Here is a 14,807-nt window from a genome sequence, read left to right as displayed (position 1 = left end):
GCGCCTCCCGCAACCTCTGGCTGACCAGACGTTGCGTTATCGGAGGCGCCCTTGGGCGCGCGCGATTAACAGCAATGCTTGAAGCGTATCAGTGCACGTCTTTCCAGTATTCACGCTTGAGCAGGTAGGCGAACACAAAGAAGAACGCCAGGTACAGCAAGACATAAGTACCGATGCGCTGATGTTGCAGCTTAACCGGGTTAGCCGAGTAAGCCAGGAAGGTTACCAGATTCTTGACCTTCTCATCGAACTGCTCTTCGTTCAGAGCACCGGATTTCGGCACGATGGTCAGTTGATCGCACGCTTCATGAGTCAGAGGCGTACCGGTCAGCGGATCATATTGCTTCTTGCCGTCTTCGACGATCTGCACCTGCTTGCAACCGACGACCTGACGACCTTGCAGGCCGACCAGCACGTTGGGCATGCCGACGTTCGGGAAGACCTTGTTGTTCACGCCCCATGGACGTGCAGGATCTTCGTAGAACGACTTCAGGTAACCGTAGAGCCAGTCGGTGCCGCGTACGCGAGCGACCAGGGTCAGATCCGGCGGTGCGGCACCAAACCAGGTCTTGGCGTCTGCCGGCTGCATGCCGATGTTCATGTGATCGCCAATCTTGGCGCCAGTGAACACCAATTTCTCCAGCATCATTTCGTGAGGAATACCCAAATCATCGGCCACCCGCTCGTAACGCTGGAACTTGGCACTGTGGCAACCCATGCAATAGTTGGCAAAGGTACGCGCACCATCTTGCAGGGCAGCCTTGTCGGACACGTCGATGTCGACTTTTTCCAGTTCCGGACCACCGTGTTCGGCAGCGAAAGACAGCACAGGCAGCGCAGCAAAAATCAGAGCAAAAAATAACTTTTTCATCAGCCAGTCACCCTTTCCGGAACCGGTTTGGTCTTCTCGAGCCTGGTGTAGAACGGCATCAGAATGAAGTAGGCGAAGTACAGGAAGGTGCAAACCTGCGACAACAGGGTTCGCTCCGGCGTCGGCGCCAAAACGCCAAGAACGCCAAGAATCACGAACGAAATGCAGAACACCAGCAGCCAGATTTTGCTCATCCACCCTTTATAGCGCATCGATTTGACCGGACTGCGATCGAGCCATGGCAGCACGAACAGCACCGCAATCGCCGCCCCCATGGCGATAACACCCATGAGTTTGTCAGGGATCGCCCGCAAGATTGCGTAGAACGGCGTGAAGTACCAGACCGGCGCAATATGCTCTGGCGTCTTGAACGGGTTGGCCGGCTCGAAGTTTGGTTTTTCGAGGAAGTAGCCACCCATTTCCGGGAAGAAGAACACAATAAAGCAGAAGATAAACAGGAACACCACGACACCGACAATGTCTTTCACGGTGTAGTACGGGTGGAAGGCAATGCCGTCCAGCGGGATGCCGTTTTCGTCTTTGTGCTTCTTGATGTCGACGCCATCAGGGTTGTTGGAACCGACTTCGTGCAGCGCCAGAATGTGCAACACCACCAGGCCGAGAATCACGATCGGCAGCGCGACAACGTGCAAAGCGAAGAAGCGGTTCAGGGTGATCCCGGAGATCAGGTAGTCACCACGAATCCACTGGGTCAGGTCGTTGCCGATGACCGGAATCGCACCGAACAGCGAGATGATCACCTGGGCCCCCCAGTACGACATCTGACCCCACGGCAGCAGATACCCCATGAAGGCTTCCGCCATCAGCGCCAGGTAAATCAGCATGCCGAACACCCAGACCAGCTCGCGCGGTTTCTGGTACGAACCGTAGAGCAGGCCACGGAACATATGCAGATAGACCACGATGAAGAACGCCGAAGCGCCGGTCGAGTGCAGCAGACGCAGGATCGAGCCGTACTCGACGTCGCGCATGATGTATTCAACGGAGGCAAACGCTTCTTCTGCCGACGGCGTGTAGCTCATCGTCAGCCAGACACCGGTGACGATCTGATTGACCAACACCAGCAGCGCCAGGGAGCCGAAGAAGTAGAAAAAGTTGAAGTTTTTTGGAGCGTAATACTTGCTGAGATGGTCTTCCCACATTTTGGTCGCAGGAAAGCGCGCATCAACCCAATCCATGAACTTGCTCATCACGCTTTCTCCGTATCGACGCCAATGACAATCAGATCATCGGTCTCATAGGAATGCGGGGGAACTGGCAGGTTCAAAGGCGCAGGTTGCGACTTGTAGACACGGCCAGCCAGATCGTAATGGGAACCGTGGCAAGGGCAGAAATAGCCACCGACCCAGTCTTTGCCCAGATCCGCAGGTGCCACTTCGGGACGGAAGGTTGGCGAGCAACCAAGGTGTGTGCAAATCCCGATCAGCAGCAGAATCTCCGGCTTGATCGAACGCACTTCAGGGTCGACATAGGTGGGTTGCGTGGAGTTTTTGGAGGTCGGATCGGAGAGCTGGCCTTCGATCTTCTTGAGATTCCCCAGAATTTCCTCAGTACGGCGGACAATGAACACCGGCTGGCCGCGCCATTCAGCAATCATCTGCTGTCCCGGCTCGATTTTGCTGACATTCACTTTCACCGGTGCACCGGCGGCTTTCGCCTTGGCACTGGGAAACCATGACCCCACGAACGGGACCGCAGCCCCCACCGCTCCTGCAGCACCCACCACGGATGTGGCTGCTACCAAGAAGCGACGCCGGCCTGCATTCACGCCGTCATTGCTCATTCAGTCCTCTCCCATCAGCTTTTGTGGCCTGTTAAATCAGGCATCTACTAAATAAATCAATGTTACTTATAAAAATTTTGCCGAATGGTAATGAAAAGCCCCAATTCTGACAAGGGAATTACCCGGAGCTCTTACCCTCAAGCCTTGCAGTATAGGGGGTCTACGGAAGTGGCAAGTTGTCGCAGCGCAATTCTTTGATAAATCACAGGCATAAAAAAACGCCCGCTTCCGTGAGGAGGCGGGCGTTCTTTTTTGAACGTGGAAGCGGAATTAACGCTTCGAGTACTGCGGACGCTTACGCGCTTTACGCAGACCAACTTTCTTACGTTCAACTTCACGGGCGTCGCGAGTAACGAAGCCAGCTTTGCGCAGAGCGCCACGCAGGGTTTCGTCGTAGTCCATCAGAGCGCGAGTGATGCCGTGGCGGATTGCGCCAGCTTGACCACTTACACCACCGCCGATCACGGTGACGTAGATGTCGAACTTCTCGACAGTCTCGGTCAGCTCCAGCGGCTGACGAACTACCATGCGGGCAGTTTCGCGGCCGAAGAAGTTATCCAGCGAACGGTTGTTGATGGAGATGTTACCAGTACCCGGACGCAGGAAAACGCGTGCGGTTGCGGTCTTGCGACGGCCAGTGCCGTAATTTTGAGTCGCCGACATAATGTACTATTCCGTTAAAACTTCAGTTCTTGGGGCTGCTGAGCAGTATGTGGGTGTGCAGCGCCCGCATAGACTTTCAGCTTACGGTACATGTCGCGACCCAGTGGGTTTTTAGGCAGCATGCCTTTAACCGCGGTCTCGATCACGCGCTCAGGGGCTTTAGCGATCAGCTTTTCAAAGTTGATCGACTTGATGCCGCCCGGGAAACCGGAGTGGGAGTAGTACATTTTGTCAGTGGTTTTAGCACCGGTAACACGAATCTGCTCAGCGTTGATGACGACGATGTAGTCGCCGGTGTCAACGTGAGGAGTGTACTCAGGCTTGTGCTTGCCACGCAGACGGCTCGCGATTTCGGTGGCCAGACGACCCAGGGTCTGACCAGCAGCGTCGACGACAAACCAGTCGCGCTTTACTGTTTCCGGTTTAGCAGTAAAAGTTTTCATTCTTTATAGCCTCAGGGGCCGCCCTGTAAATTAGACGGCGGATCTTACTGAATAGTGCGTACTTTGACAAGTCAAAGGCAGCCGGATACAGACGCTTTCGGGGGCTCGGGTCGGCGCGTCCGTTCAACGGCAAGATTCTTCGGCGGCGGCGCATCACTTCCACTGCAGAAAGAGGTCGGCAATTATGCAGATTGCGAAAAATATTTCAACCTGCTTTTATGATTGTTTTGCCCAAGGAGCACCCGATGGACTATCGCCAACTAGGCCGTACCGACCTGAACGTGAGTGCAATCTGCCTCGGCACCATGACCTGGGGCGAGCAAAACACTGAAGCTGAAGCCTTCGCCCAGATCGAACGGGCCAAAGAAGCCGGGATCAATTTCATCGACACCGCCGAGATGTACCCGGTGCCACCAAAAGCCGAAACCTACGCCACCACCGAGCGCTATATTGGCAATTACTTCAAAAGTCGCGGCGACCGTGCCGACTGGATCCTCGCCAGCAAGATCGCCGGCCCCGGCAACACCATCGACTACATCCGCGACAAAAACCTGCGCCACAACCGCCAGCACATCATTGCAGCCGTCGACGCCAGCCTTGAGCGCCTGCAGACCGACTACATCGATCTGTATCAATTGCACTGGCCGGAGCGCAGCACCAACTTTTTCGGACAGCTGGGCTACAAACACAAGATCGAAGCTAACCTGACCCCGCTTGAAGACACCCTCGAAGCACTCGACGAGCAAGTGAAAGCCGGCAAGATCCGCCACATCGGTCTGTCCAACGAAACCCCTTGGGGCACCATGCGTTTTCTGGCATTGGCCGAAGCCCGTGGCTGGCCGCGCGCGGTGTCGATCCAGAACCCGTACAACCTGCTCAACCGCAGCTTTGAAGTGGGCCTGGCAGAAATCGCCATCCGCGAACAATGTGGCCTGCTGGCCTATTCGCCGCTGGCGTTTGGTTTTCTCTCAGGCAAATACGAAGGTGGCGCCCGTCCGCCGAAAGGGCGCCTGAGCCTCTACAGTCGCTTCAGCCGCTATTTCAATGCCCAGTCGGAAGCAGCCTGCAGCCGTTATGTTGCGCTGGCCCGTGAACACGGTCTGGATCCGGCGCAGATGGCGCTGGCGTTCGTCACTCAGCAACCGTTCGTCACCAGCAACATCATTGGCGCAACAACGCTGGAGCAACTGGACAGCAACATTGCCAGCTTCGATCTGAAGCTGTCGGATGAAGTGCTGGAGGGGATCGAGGCGATTCACAAGGATCATCCGAATCCTGCGCCGTAAGTAAAAAGATCGCAGCCTTCGGCAGCTCCTACAGGGTTCACGCACATCCTGTGCAGGAGCTGCCGCGGGCTGCCGCGGGCTGCGATCTTTTTGGCTATTAAAGCGACCGCGCAATAATCTCCTTCATGATTTCATTGGTGCCGGCATAAATCCGCTGCACCCGCGCATCCGCCCACGCCCGGGCCACCGGGTACTCCCACATGAAGCCGTAGCCACCATGCAACTGCACGCACTCGTCGAGCACCTTGCATTGCAGATCGGTGCCCCAGTATTTCGCCATCGCCGCTGTCGGCACGTCGAGCTTGCCTTGCAGGTGCAGTTCCAGACATTTATCGACGAACACCCGGCCGATCTGGATCTCAGTCGCCATTTCCGCCAGCTTGAAGCGCGTGTTCTGGAAGTCGGCAATCGCCTTGCCGAACGCTTTGCGATCACGGGTGTAATCGAGCGTCCATTGCAGCGCCGCTTCGGCTGAGGCCAAGCCACCGATCGCCACGGTCAGACGCTCCTGCGGCAATTCCTGCATCAAGTAAGCGAACCCTGCCCCAGCCTGGCCCAGAAGATTTTCCTTCGGCACGCGCACATCCTGAAAGAACAGCTCCGAGGTGTCCTGCGCCTTCATGCCAACCTTTTCCAGGCGCTTGCCCTTGTCGAAACCCGGCGTGCCCGCTTCCACCAGAAACAGGCTGGTGCCCTTGGCGCCGGCCTTCGGATCGGTCTTGGCAACCACGATAACCAGATCAGCCAGAAAGCCATTGGTGATAAAGGTTTTCGAACCGTTGATCACATATTCGTCACCGTCCAGCACAGCGGTGGTCTTCACACCTTGCAGATCGGAACCCGCTCCCGGCTCGGTCATGGCGATGGCTGTGACCATCTCGCCCGAAACCAGTTTCGGCAGGTATTTTTGCTTCAGTGCTTCACTGCCGTAATGCAGGATGTACGGCGCAACAATGTCCGAATGCAGCGAGAAACCGATACCGGTCAGGCCTAGTCGCCCGACCTCCTCGATCACCACCGCACTGTAGAGAAAATCCGCCCCCAGCCCGCCGTACTCTTCCGGCAGGTGCGAGCAGAGCATTCCCGCCTCCCCTGCCTTGTTCCAGAGCTTACGGTCGATATGGCCTTGTTTCTCCCATTGCGCATGGAACGGCACCGCCTCTTTTTCGAGGAAGGTTCGTACGCTGTCGCGAAACAATTCGTGCTCGGGGCTGAACAAGGTTCTGGGGATCATGCGGCACCTTTCTTTGTTGTTGGAGGGAGATGACCTTCAGAGACTAAGCCTCCCTTCTGACACGGGACACTGGACACATCCGACAAAAAATAAGACGATCCAGCCGTCTGGTGACCACTTTCCCTTATAAAAACAAAACAAAAGTTGAATTATGTCCAAGCAAGTCTCCACGCCCTTGCGGCGCGTCAGCATCCTGGCAATCGACCGGGTTTTCGCCTCCACTCTCATGCAAGCCAAGGATTTCTTCCATCTGGCCAGCCTGCGTTATGGCAAACAACTGGGCCACGGCCTGACGCCAGCCTTCGAAACACGGCTGGTCAGCCCCGACGGCAAACCGGTGAACAGCTTCAGTGACGTCGTGATGCCCGTCGATGGCGGCCTGGAAAACGCCGATGTCATTATTCTCCCGGCGTTCTGGGACGATTTCGATACGCTGTGCAGCCGTTATCCACAAGTCCTGCCGTGGCTGCGCGAACAGCATGCCCGAGGCGCAGTGTTGTGCGGCGAAGCCACCGGGGTGTTCTGGCTGGCGGAGGCCGGCCTGCTCAATGGCAAGGAAGCGACCACCTACTGGCGCTTCTTCAATGCCTTCGCCGAGCGTTTCCCCAAGGTCTACCTCAATCAGGACAAGCACCTGACCGACGCCGACAACTTGTATTGCGCCGGCGGCACCACCTCAGCCTGCGACCTGTACATCTACTTGATCGAGCGTTTCTGCGGGGCCAACGTGGCGCAAGCCGTGGCCCGTGACATTCTCTACGAAGTGCAACGCAACTATGCGCCGGGACGCATCGGTTTTGGCGGGCAGAAGCTGCACCAGGACGTGATCATCCTGCAGATCCAGCACTGGCTCGAAGAGCACTTCGCCGACAAATTCCGCTTCGAAGACGTCGCCCGCGAGCACGGCATGAGCATCCGCAACTTCATGCGCCGCTTCCAGACCGCCACCGGGGACAAACCGCTGCACTACCTGCAACGGCTGCGTATCGAAACCGCGAAAGGCCTGCTGTCCGGGAGCCGCAAGAGCATCAAGACCATCAGCTATGAGGTCGGTTACGACGATGCGAGCTTCTTTGCGCGGCTGTTCCGGCAGCACACTGGACTGTCGCCGAATCAGTATCGGCAGCAGTTTCAGCAGGCAGCCTAAAAGCAAAAGATCGCAGCCTGCGGCAGCTCCTACAGAATGGTGTACACCTGTAGGAGCTGGCGAAGCCTGCGATCTTTTGATCTTCAGCACACAAAAAAAGGGCCTGCAATTGCAGGCCCTTTTTTTGTTTTGCGAATCCGCTTAAGGCTTGTGCGCCCGCGACAGAAACTCGTGCGATTGCATCTCCAGCAGACGGCTCAGCGTACGCTGGAATTCAAACGTCAGACGGCCGCCGGTGTACAGATCCTTCAGCTCGACTTCAGCCGAAATGATCAGTTTCACGTTGCGGTCGTAGAACTCGTCGACCATGTTGATGAAGCGCCGAGCAATGTCGTCAGTGGTGACGCTCATCTGCTCGACACCGCTGAGCAGCACGGCGTGGAAAATCTTGCCCAGTTCGATGTAGTCGTTCTGGCTACGCGGGCCGTCGCACAGTTCACGGAAGTCGAACCAGGCCACGTCGTCGCATGTGCGCAGCGCTCGGATCTCACGGTTTTCGATGATCAGCACATCATTCTCGACCGCTGCGGTGCACTCAGGCGTCAGCGCACGGAAGCTCTTGCGCAGGCTTTCGTGAGCGGCTTCGTCGAGCGGATAGTGGAACAGCTCCGCTTGTTCGAGGTGACGCAGACGGTAGTCGACGCCGCTGTCGACGTTGACGATCTCGGTGTTCTGCTTGATCAGGGCGATGGCTGGCAAGAAACGCGCGCGTTGCAGGCCGTCCTTGTACAGACCGTCCGGCACGATGTTCGAGGTCGCGACCAGGGTCACGCCATTCTTGAACAGTTCTTCCATCAGCGTGCCGAGGATCATCGCGTCGGTGATGTCGGAAACGAAGAATTCATCGAAGCAGATCACCCGCGACTCGGTCGCGAAGCGCTTGGCGATGATGGTCAGCGGGTTTTTCTCACCACCGAGGGTTTTCATCTCTTCGTGCACACGCTTCATGAAGCGGTGGAAGTGCGTGCGGGTCTTTTCCTTGAACGGCAGCGCTTCGAAGAAGGTGTCGACCAGGTAAGTCTTGCCGCGACCTACGCCGCCCCAGAAATACAGGCCCTTGACCGGCGCCTGATCCTTTTTGCCGAACAGTTTGCTCAACAGACCCGGCTTGTTCTGATCGGCGGCGATCAGATCCTCGTACAGACGCTGCAAATGACGCACGGCAGTTTCCTGCGCGGCGTCATGGAAGAAGTCCGGGCGTTTCAGATCAGCTTGGTATCGTTCTAGGGGCGTCATAATTCGTTAGCAAGGCAACAAAAACGGGCCGTCACTGTAGCGACGGCCCGGGGGAATGGCAATCGGCCCTTGGTCGGACCGTGCCGCCGATTAGTCCTGAACCGGGGTCAGCGCGACGCGCAGAGCCTCGATGGCCGCGTCTCGCGCAGCAGCGTCGGCGAACGCCGGGCTGTCGGCGACTGCGGTGCCACCTATCCATACGCTGAAGCTCAATGCTTCGACGCGCACCTCTACCTGCTCATCCGCCTGCAGTAGTTTGCTAAAACTTCCTGCGGTTCTACCGTCAGCAAAATTACGAGATAGCAACATTTGCTCGCCATCAGCGTTCAACATGCGGAAGCGGAAGCTGCCGTCGTCTTCACGGAAGCTGACGAAACGTGCGGCTTTCGCGGCTTTCTTCTTGGTGGTCGCGGTGACTTGCACCTGATTGACGAAGGAACGCAGGCCCACGGCTTCGCGCAGCTCGTTGAGGAATGGCGTTGCCACGGCACGGGCCTTTTTCGCACCGATCTGCAGGATGTCTTCCAGATCCGCCGGGCGCTCGATCAACTGGTGATACTTGTCGCGAGCCTCGCCGAGTTGGTTGTCGAGCAACTGGAACAGACGGTTCTTCGCCTCGCCCCAACCCAGACCGCCGAGCAGTTCGCTGCGGAACTCATCAGATTGCGCCGGCGTGGCGAACGCCTGAAACAGAGTGAACAGGTGCGAATTGTCCGGATCTTTCGCTTCGCCTGGCGCTTTGGAGTCAGTGACGATCCGTGAAATCGCGTCCTTCATTTCTTTGGCGCTGGAGAACAACGGGATGGTGTTGTCGTAGCTCTTCGACATCTTGCGACCGTCGAGGCCTGGCAACGTCGCCACGCTCTCTTCGATCAGCGCTTCGGGCATGGTGAAGAATTCTTTGCCCTGCCCGAACAGGTGGTTGAAGCGCTGGCCGATGTCACGGGCCATTTCCACGTGCTGGATCTGGTCACGACCGACCGGAACCTTGTGCGCGTTGAACATCAGGATGTCCGCCGCCATCAGCACCGGATAGCTGTAGAGGCCCATGGTGATGCCGGCATCCGGGTCTTCGCCGGTCTCGACGTTCTTGTCCACCGAGGCCTTGTAGGCGTGCGCGCGGTTGAGCAGGCCCTTGGCCGCGACGCAGGTCAGCAGCCAGGTCAGTTCAGGGATTTCCGGGATGTCGGACTGGCGGTAGAAGGTCACGCGGTCGACATCGAGGCCACCGGCCAGCCAGGTCGCGGCGATTTCCAGACGCGAGCGCTGGATGCGCAGCGGGTCATCGCATTTGATCAGGGCGTGATAGTCGGCCAGAAAGTAGAACGAGTCGGCATTGCTGTCGCGACTGGCGAGGATCGCCGGGCGGATGGCGCCGGCGTAGTTGCCCAGGTGCGGCGTGCCGGTGGTGGTGATGCCGGTGAGGATACGGGTACGGTTCGTCATGGGTAATCGCTTGTCAGACTGCAATCAATTCGAGAGACGCGGCAGGATCAGATCCTTGAGATCGGTCAGCTTGCCATGAAAAAAGTGTCCGCATTCTGCCACTTTCAGCAGCTCATGGGGGCGCTGGAGTTTTTCCGACCAGTCGTAGACCAGTTGCGGATCGATGACTTCGTCGGTTTCCGGCTGGATCACGGTCAGCTCGCCGTGCTGTGGCAGTTGATCCTGCTCGCCCAGACGCATCACCGCTGGCGCGACCATGAACAGGTGCTTGAGCGGCACGCCCTGCGCTTCAAGACGACCGCCGAGACTTGCTGCAACAAATCCGCCGAAGGAGAAACCGAACAGGATCAACGGCAGATTCGGGTGTTTTTCCCGCAGCCATGCCGCCGCAGCCTGGGCATCGTCGACTTCACCGGTGCCCATGTCGTGCGAACCTTCGCTGGCGCCGACGCCGCGATAGTTGAAACGCAAGGTGATCAGGCCCGCGTCGCGCGCGGTGCGCTGCAGGGTCGAGACGACCTTGTTGAGCATGGTGCCACCCTGCACCGGGTTCGGATGACAGATCAGCGCGATGCCGATTGGCTGCTCGTTATCCAGGTACAGAGACTCAAGTTGACCCACCGGGCCGTCAATCACTACAGGGGTTTCACGCATCAGCAAGGAAGGAACTCCGTGACCTCGAATCGGGTCGACTCGTCTAGCAAATTGTCTGTGCCAATCTATTGCGAGTGAATCGCGGTATACAGCGCAGGTTCGAGCCGTTAACGTAAAGCAAAGCCGTTTATAGAGGAAGGACTCGTGGAACACTCGCTCTTAGTTTGGTTGTTACCGACTCTTGCCCTGGTTGTGGGTGTCGCCATTGGATTCCTGATCGCGCGCGTTGCGCCGAACGCCGCGCCGAGCCGTACGCAGCGTCAACTGGATGATATCCAGGAGCGTTTCGACAGTTATCAAAATGAAGTGGTCACCCACTTCAACAGCACCGCGATGCTGGTCAAGAAGCTGACCCAGAGCTATCAGGAAGTGCAGGATCATCTCGCCGAGGGCGCCAATCGTCTGGCCCTGGACGAGCAGACCCGCCAGCGCCTGATCGCTGCCCTGCACGCTGACGCGGCAGTCGCGCCACGCGAACGCCTGACGCCACCGCGCGATCAGGAGCCGCCACGTGACTACGCACCGAAGACCCCGAACTCGCCGGGGATGCTCGATGAGCATTATGGTCTGAAGAAGTAACCAGCCTTCGCTGATAAACAAAAGCCCCCGGACAATTCGGTTGTCCGGGGGCTTTTTTGTGCCTGTTGAGTTTGTGATGCCTGCACAGGCCTGGCAACCCTGTAGGAGCTGTCGAGTGAAACGAGGCTGCGATCTGTTGATCTTGTTGTCAAAGCTAAAGATCAACAGATCGCAGCGTGCCGCAGTTCGTACAGGGCGACTGCGTTCAGGCAAAAAAATGCCCGATCACAGGACCGGGCATTTCTTCATACAGGCATTGAGTTACGGATACTGCTGAACCGTGCCCGGCTGCTGCTGCTGACCACCATACTGCTGGCCAGGAATCGCCTTCAGGTTGACTTCAACGCGACGGTTCTGCGCCCGGCCATTCACGTCACCGTTACTGGCAACCGGGTTATCCGGGCCGGCGCCACGGGCCGAGAGGTTGGCACCGCTGACACCTTGCGAGGTCAGGTAGGTCGCCACGCTCTGCGCACGACGCTGGGACAGGTCCATATTGTGCTGGCGGCTGCCGGTGCTGTCGGTATAGCCAACGATCTCGATCTGGTTCTGGTTGAACTCTTTCAACGAACCCGCGAGGTTATTCAGCGGCTGGTAGAAGCTTGGCGCGATGTTCGCCGAATCAGTGGCGAACGTAATGTTGCCCGGCATGATCAGCTTGATCTGATCGCCCTGACGCTGCACTTCAACACCGGTGTTGGCCATGCTCGCGCGCAGTTTCTTTTCCTGCTGATCGGCGTAGTAACCGTAACCGGCTGCAGAGGCGCCCACCACAGCGGCGCCGATCAAAGCCCCTTTGCCGCGGTTGTTGTGGTCGATGGCGGCACCGGCGAGCGCACCGGCCAGGGCACCGAGGCCACCGTACTTGGCGGTTTTGCTCATGCCTTGCGAGCCACCGTCGGCCTGGCCCTGATTGTCATACGGGTTAGGCGAGGCGCAGCCGGACAGCAAGGCCACGGCAGTAGCGACAATAATCAAACGACGCGTGGTGAACATGGAGAGCTCCTGGTTTTTCGCATTCTGTGGTGCAGCGGCCACTGGGTTAATGGACCTGCGCGGGCGTTGGATCATGACAATGCACAAAAATTCCGCCGGGCACTCGTGACAAAATATTTAGACGCGCACAAACGGGTTCTCGCGCATTTCATCACCCAGACGGGTATCCGGCCCATGCCCGGTCACCACGATCGCGTCCTCGTCCAGCGTGTACAGCCGCTGCTTGATCGAACGCACAATGGTCGCCTGATCGCCGCCCCACAAATCCGTGCGCCCTACGCCGCGACGGAACAACGTGTCGCCAGCAATCAACAGCTTAGCTTCGGAAAACCAAAAGCTCATGGAACCGGGTGTATGTCCCGGCGTATGCAGGGCCACGCCGCAACCACAGGCCAGTTCTTCATCGTCGCTCAACCAGCGATCTGGCGATGGCACCGGGGTGTATGGCACACCGAACATCTGGCACTGCATTTCGAGGTTGTCCCAGAGGAACTGGTCTTCTTTGTGCAAGTGCAAAGTCGCGCCGGTTTTTTCCTTCATTTGCCCGGAAGCGAGGAAATGATCGAGATGCGCGTGGGTGTGGATGATGCTGACGACCTTGAGGCCGTGGGCATCGAGTCGCGCCATGATCAGATCCGGATTGCCACCCGGATCGACGACGATGGCTTTCTTTGTAGCAGGGTCGCCAATGATGGTGCAGTTGCACTGGAGCGGGCCGACGGGGAAGGTTTCGCGGATGAGCGACGGGGTGGTTGCAGGCATAAGAATCCTCGACAAACGGCTGATGGCGCTTACTAAGGATTCTACTGCAGGAGCCGATACAAAAAACCAGGCCAGTAATTTGACGCCACCAATCTGAAAGTGATGGCCAAATAATGTCATTTCTATAAATTCTCGTGCAAAATCGGATTCTTTTTTGTAGCGACCGCATTCAGGATGGGTCGCATAGCGCCCAGGGAAAACCATGCCAACACCTTCGTCGTATTCACTTTCGTTTCCCTCATCACTGACCGGCAACAAGTACGCTGACAGCCTGATCTCCGGAACATATTGGCTGGGGGCTAACTGGCCTGCTTCGGGTCCGACCAGCCTTAGCTACAGCTTCATGGCGCCCAACACCTCTTACTTCATCACTAACTACAGCCCTGACAACGAATACAACGCGTTGTACGAACTGACGAGCGGGCAGAAAACGGCGGTGACCAATGCCTTGGCCACCTGGAGTGCTGTCGCCAACCTCAGCTTCACGCTAACCAGCGATGACATCAACAACGTGGGTGACCTTCGCTTCGGCGCCTATCGGTTGATGGATAACCAGACAGCTGCCTGGGGCTACTTCCCGGCCAATAATCCAACCGCCGGCGATGTCTGGATCGGCCCGGAGACCAACGACCCGAATCCGGGTAAAGGCACCTACGACTACCTGACCTTTGTCCACGAAATCGGACACGCGCTCGGGCTCAAGCATCCATTCGATGTCAGTTCGAGCAACAAGACGCTGCTGGACTCGGCGCTGGACGATGTTCACTACACAGTGATGAGCTACAACAGCAACTATTCCTATCAGCCGACCACGCCGATGCTGCTCGACATCCTGGCGATTCAGAGCCTGTATGGCGCCAACATGCAGTGGCAGACCAGTAACAACGTCTACTCATGGGCGGCTGACCAGTCAATTTTCGAAACCATTTGGGATGCTGGCGGCATCGACACCCTCGATGGCAGCAACCAACTGGCGGCCGTAACCCTCAATCTGAATGAAGGTACGTTCAGCCAGATCGGCAAGGCGTTTGTCGACCAGTCAACGGCGAGTCTCATCAATAACGGTCTCGCGATTGCGTATGGCGCAAAAATCGAAAACGCCATCGGCTCGAATTTCGATGACATTCTGTACGGCAACGAGTTGGATAACGTACTCAACGGCAATGGCGGCGCAGACACCATGTACGGTGGCGCAGGCAACGACACGTACTACGTTGACAACGCCGGGGACGTTATTTTCGATTATCCGGGCATGGGCACCGACACCGTCGTTTCCTCCATCAGTTACGTTCTCGGGGCGCACCTGGAGAACCTGACGCTGACTGGCGTCGCCAACCTCAATGGCACCGGTAATGCATCGAGCAATACAATCATCGGCACAGCCGGCGATAACGTCCTCGACGGCGGTCAGGGCGCAGATGCCCTGATCGGTGGCGCGGGCAACGACACCTACATCGTCGACAACCTCGGTGATACGGTCACGGAAACCAGCACCCTTGCCGGCGAAATCGACACGGTTCGAAGCTCCGTGGCCTTCACATTGGGCGCCAACGTCGAAAACCTCGCTCTGACCGGCCTCAATACAGTCAACGGCACCGGCAACGAACTGGACAACGGCATCACCGGCAACGAACAGGCCAATACCCTGGACGGCGGCCTCGGGGCCGACACCATGATCGGTGGCGG

At 57.6% G+C, this 14,807-nt stretch carries 15 protein-coding genes; 4 read left to right on the top strand and 11 right to left on the bottom strand.

Annotation, left to right across the window (positions count from 1 at the left end; genetic code table 11):
• Positions 1-88: 88 nt before the first annotated feature.
• From M9827_RS16510 to rplM, 5 genes are all read right to left on the bottom strand, one after another.
• The gene (locus tag M9827_RS16510; RefSeq protein WP_250606226.1) at positions 89-871 is read right to left on the bottom strand and encodes a cytochrome c1; all 783 of its coding nucleotides are present in this window, start codon (positions 869-871) and stop codon (positions 89-91) included.
• Positions 871-2,082, bottom strand: coding sequence for a cytochrome b (locus M9827_RS16505; RefSeq protein WP_250606225.1), 1,212 nt, complete (start codon positions 2,080-2,082; stop codon positions 871-873). Before M9827_RS16505 ends, M9827_RS16510 begins: the two co-directional genes overlap by 1 nt.
• Positions 2,082-2,675: a ubiquinol-cytochrome c reductase iron-sulfur subunit gene (gene petA, locus M9827_RS16500; RefSeq protein ID WP_007917031.1), complete on the bottom strand. Its 594-nt coding sequence runs from the start codon at positions 2,673-2,675 to the stop codon at positions 2,082-2,084. Before petA ends, M9827_RS16505 begins: the two co-directional genes overlap by 1 nt.
• 270 nt (positions 2,676-2,945) lie before the next feature.
• Positions 2,946-3,338 carry a 30S ribosomal protein S9 gene (gene rpsI, locus M9827_RS16495; protein WP_003205364.1) on the bottom strand — a complete coding sequence of 131 codons (393 nt, stop codon included), beginning with the start codon at positions 3,336-3,338 and terminating at the stop codon, positions 2,946-2,948.
• Positions 3,339-3,352: 14 nt separating this feature from the next.
• Positions 3,353-3,781: a 50S ribosomal protein L13 gene (rplM, locus tag M9827_RS16490; RefSeq protein ID WP_007917032.1), complete on the bottom strand. Its 429-nt coding sequence runs from the start codon at positions 3,779-3,781 to the stop codon at positions 3,353-3,355.
• Between the two features lie 245 nt (positions 3,782-4,026).
• Here rplM and M9827_RS16485 point away from each other — a divergent pair, with 245 nt between their 5' ends.
• Positions 4,027-5,067, top strand: coding sequence for an NADP(H)-dependent aldo-keto reductase (locus M9827_RS16485; RefSeq protein ID WP_250606224.1), 1,041 nt, complete (start codon positions 4,027-4,029; stop codon positions 5,065-5,067).
• 97 nt (positions 5,068-5,164) lie between these two features.
• On the opposite strand, the gene M9827_RS16480 is transcribed toward M9827_RS16485, so the two are convergent.
• Entirely contained in the window at positions 5,165-6,301 is a 1,137-nt protein-coding gene (locus tag M9827_RS16480) for an acyl-CoA dehydrogenase family protein (RefSeq protein WP_250606223.1), read from the bottom strand.
• Positions 6,302-6,551: 250 nt separating this feature from the next.
• Here M9827_RS16480 and M9827_RS16475 point away from each other — a divergent pair, with 250 nt between their 5' ends.
• Positions 6,552-7,448 (top strand): GlxA family transcriptional regulator, encoded by an 897-nt coding sequence (locus tag M9827_RS16475; RefSeq protein ID WP_250606391.1) that lies wholly within the window; start codon positions 6,552-6,554, stop codon positions 7,446-7,448.
• Positions 7,449-7,589: 141 nt separating this feature from the next.
• Here M9827_RS16475 and zapE read toward each other — a convergent pair whose 3' ends face one another.
• The 3 genes from zapE to M9827_RS16460 all read right to left on the bottom strand — a co-directional run bounded on the left by zapE (position 7,590) and on the right by M9827_RS16460 (position 10,784).
• Positions 7,590-8,684: a cell division protein ZapE gene (gene zapE / locus M9827_RS16470; protein WP_250606222.1), complete on the bottom strand. Its 1,095-nt coding sequence runs from the start codon at positions 8,682-8,684 to the stop codon at positions 7,590-7,592.
• Positions 8,685-8,774: 90 nt separating this feature from the next.
• Entirely contained in the window at positions 8,775-10,130 is a 1,356-nt protein-coding gene (locus tag M9827_RS16465; RefSeq protein ID WP_250606221.1) for a tryptophan--tRNA ligase, read from the bottom strand.
• Between the two features lie 24 nt (positions 10,131-10,154).
• Positions 10,155-10,784 (bottom strand): alpha/beta hydrolase, encoded by a 630-nt coding sequence (locus M9827_RS16460; RefSeq protein ID WP_250606390.1) that lies wholly within the window; start codon positions 10,782-10,784, stop codon positions 10,155-10,157.
• Positions 10,785-10,928: 144 nt separating this feature from the next.
• Here M9827_RS16460 and M9827_RS16455 point away from each other — a divergent pair, with 144 nt between their 5' ends.
• Positions 10,929-11,363 (top strand): Z-ring associated ZapG family protein, encoded by a 435-nt coding sequence (locus tag M9827_RS16455; RefSeq protein WP_007917055.1) that lies wholly within the window; start codon positions 10,929-10,931, stop codon positions 11,361-11,363.
• Between the two features lie 261 nt (positions 11,364-11,624).
• Here M9827_RS16455 and M9827_RS16450 read toward each other — a convergent pair whose 3' ends face one another.
• Positions 11,625-12,359, bottom strand: a complete 735-nt coding sequence (locus M9827_RS16450) for a YiaD family glycine zipper/OmpA-like lipoprotein (RefSeq protein WP_250606220.1) — start codon at positions 12,357-12,359, stop codon at positions 11,625-11,627.
• A gap of 117 nt (positions 12,360-12,476) precedes the next feature.
• Positions 12,477-13,121: an MBL fold metallo-hydrolase gene (locus M9827_RS16445; protein WP_250606219.1), complete on the bottom strand. Its 645-nt coding sequence runs from the start codon at positions 13,119-13,121 to the stop codon at positions 12,477-12,479.
• Positions 13,122-13,323: 202 nt separating this feature from the next.
• Here M9827_RS16445 and M9827_RS16440 point away from each other — a divergent pair.
• Positions 13,324-14,807, top strand: a 1,484-nt coding sequence (locus tag M9827_RS16440) for a M10 family metallopeptidase (RefSeq protein WP_250606218.1), incomplete at its 3' end; no start/stop codon positions are given.

Origin of the sequence: Pseudomonas sp. AKS31, assembly GCF_023634765.1 — a bacterium.
GTDB lineage: Bacteria > Pseudomonadota > Gammaproteobacteria > Pseudomonadales > Pseudomonadaceae > Aquipseudomonas.
Note: the sequence above shows the minus strand (reverse complement) of the source record. Positions and strands in the feature narration are given on the sequence as shown.